General features: G+C 64.9%; 2 protein-coding genes. One reads left to right on the forward strand and one right to left on the reverse strand.

All coding sequences use genetic code 11. The features are described 5' to 3' along the window. Positions 1 to 1192: 1192 nt before the first annotated feature. Positions 1193 to 1537: a hypothetical protein gene (locus RM812_RS41270; protein ID WP_311586038.1), complete on the forward strand. Its 345-nt coding sequence runs from the start codon at positions 1193 to 1195 to the stop codon at positions 1535 to 1537. A gap of 339 nt (positions 1538 to 1876) precedes the next feature. Here the strand turns inward: RM812_RS41270 and RM812_RS41275 are convergent. Beyond that, positions 1877 to 2781 (reverse strand): IS630 family transposase (locus tag RM812_RS41275; protein ID WP_311586040.1); only part of this gene is annotated, 905 nt, incomplete at its 5' end.

Below are 2781 nucleotides of genomic sequence, written 5' to 3' on the forward strand. Positions count from 1 at the left end.
CTCGTTGGCTTAGACAACCCCGAGCTACCGCGAGGCCCTGCCTTCATGCACCGACCGCACCCCGATCACCCGAACAAGACCCTTGTTCGACCCCACAAACCCGCTGATCGGTAAGCGGATGACGTCTTAAGACAACCCCGAGCTACCGCGAGGCCCTGCCTTCATGCACCGACCGCACCCCGATCACCCGAACAAGACCCTTGTTCGACCCCACAAACCCGCTGATCGGTAAGCGGATGACGTCTGACACGCACCGATTCCCTTGACCCGCCTTGCTTCCCCAGCCCGGAGCCCGGCGCCAGGAGGTTGCCCGTGGAGGGGCGAACGCCTCGACGAGTCTCTCCGCCCTGTCCGGGACCTGTCCGGGACAGGGCTCTGGCCAGCACGGACAGCCCGAATCTGTCCGGGACATCCGGTTGTCGTTGTCTCGTCCCGCCTATCGTCGCCAGGCTCTGCAATGCCCAGCGGGACGAACGCTATGACTGGCGAGACACGCAACGCCGAGTAAACGGTCCGCTGGGCTTGAGACCACACTCTGCTCAGAAGGAGCCTCAATGCGAATTCATCAAGTCCTCGCGACCGCTGCCGTCAGTGCTGCCCTTGCAGTCGGGGCTATGGCCGCACCAGCCCAGGCCGGAGCAGCAGTTAACTGCGACTGGAACAAGGACGTTATGGGCGGCACCGCGATGCACTACCAGGCGGGTACTACCTTCCGCGGAGGGCCCTACTCGGAGTGCGGCGGGTACAAGCCAGCGACCCAGGGATGGGCTCAGGCGTACTGCGTGTACTACAACTATGATCGCGGGACGAAGTGGTTCTACGCCTCCGACTGGAGCGCCTGGGTCTACAGCGGGAACGTGTCCTTCCCCTACGGCGGCGAGCCCACAAAAAGCTGCTGAGTCGTCGCTGTCCTGACAACCTGTTTCTGAACTCTCCGAACACGGGTGCTCGGTGAGCTGGCATCAAACGGGTCCTGGAACGAGTCCACTGCGGTGAACTGGAGAATGATCAAGAGGCCAGGCTCCTCGGTGGGCTCCGGATGGGGGTGGTGGTGACCACCGCTGCGGCGTTCAGTCACAGCAGCTTCTGTTCGGGGAACGGTCACCGTGACCGTTTTATTCGGGGTTTATTCAAGGTACTCGCAACGCTGCGACGAGAGAATCCCACTCAGTCAAACCAAGGGAGAAACGCCATGCGAATCCGACGCGCACTCGCCGTCGCCGCCGTCGCCGCCGCACTGTCCACCGGGGTCAGCGCCAGCCCCGCCGCAGCCGCGCAGAGCAACCCCAGCCCCGGCGAGGTCTCTGCTGCCGCCTGGTACAAGACCACATCACTCGGAGGTCCGATCAGGAAGTGCTACGCGGCTACTTGCGATCAGGTCATATGGGCCGATGCTGGCCGGACGATGGAGTGGAGCCACAACGCTTACAACGCTTCCGGCAACCGCTGGTACTACGTCCACTACGTGGACGGCAACGGCACCCCCTATGACTTCTACGGCTGGATCTACTGCGGCAACGTCACCGCTCCCTGCTGAACCCCACAAGAACGCCCCGCCCCGCGATGGAGGTGGGCCCTCGACGCCCAGGGGCTTTTCGAGGCGGGGTGCCGGTGGGTCAGCCCGCGGTCGAGGGGCCGGGGCCGGCGGGCGGGGACCGGCGCCGGTGGTGGCGCCGGACCTGAACCGGTCGCGGACGCGGCGGAGGGCGGCACCCGATGTGGATGCCGCCCTCCGCCGTACGGTGTGCCGGTGGCCCCCGCCGGAGCGGGGGCCCTCCTCCATGCGTCGTCGTTACTTGGGTGTCTTGGGCTGCCAGCGGGCGGCGGCACCGATGGTGCGCGCCTCGTCGGGGACAGCTGCCCGGAGCTGTTCTAGCTAGTGTCCTGCGCCAGAGATCCGTTGGCAGAAGCGGGCGAGTGAGTCGAGGATTTCCTCGGCGGTTTTGGTCCAGGTGAACGGTGTTGGGTTTTCGTTCCATTGCTTGACCCACGCGCGGATGTCGGCTTCCAGGGAGCGGACGCTTTTGTGGGAGCCGCGGCGGATCTTTTGGTCGGCGAGGAAGCCGAACCACCTCTCCACCTGGTTGATCCAGGATGACCCGGTGGGCGTGAAGTGCAGGTGGAGCCGGGGGTGTTTGGCCAGCCATGCCTTGATGGCCGGCGTCTTGTGGGTGCCGTAGTTGTCGACGATGAGGTGGACCTGGAGGTGTCCGGGAACCTCTTTTTCGATCTTGATGAGGAACTTCTTGAACTCCGCTGCCCGGTGCCTGCGGTGCAGTGAGGTGATGACTTCTCCGGTCGCGACGTCGAAGGCGGCGAACAAGGTGGTCAGACCGTTGCGGACGTAGTCATGGGTGCGGCGCTCGGGCATGCCCGGCATCATGGGCAGCACCGGCTGAGACCGGTCCAATGCCTGGATTTGGGATTTCTCGTCCACCGACAGCACTACCGCGCCCTCGGGCGGGTTGAAGTACAGCCCGACCACGTCGTAGACCTTCTCCACGAAGAAGGGGTCCGTCGACAGTTTGAAGGTGTCCGTCAGGTGAGGCTTGAGGTGGAACTTCCGCCAGATCCGGCCCACAGTCGATTTCGACAGCCCACTGCGGTCGGCCATCGACTTGCGCGACCAGTGGGTGGCGTTCTTCGGGATCTCCTCCAGCGTGCTGACCACGACCGCTTCCACCTGGTCGACGCTGATGGTGGGCGGCCGGCCCGACCGGGGCTCGTCCACCAACCCGTCCAGCCGGCCGGCCAGGAACCGCCGACGCCAATTGCGGACCG

Source organism: Streptomyces lancefieldiae (assembly GCF_031845825.1).
Taxonomy (GTDB): Bacteria; Actinomycetota; Actinomycetes; order Streptomycetales; family Streptomycetaceae; genus Streptomyces; species Streptomyces lancefieldiae.

What these genes read in the sequence shown, in the direction of transcription:
- RM812_RS41270 (WP_311586038.1), top strand. Translation starts at nt 1,193, where the DNA reads ATGCGAATCCGACGCGCACTCGCCGTCGCCGCCGTCGCCGCCGCACTG.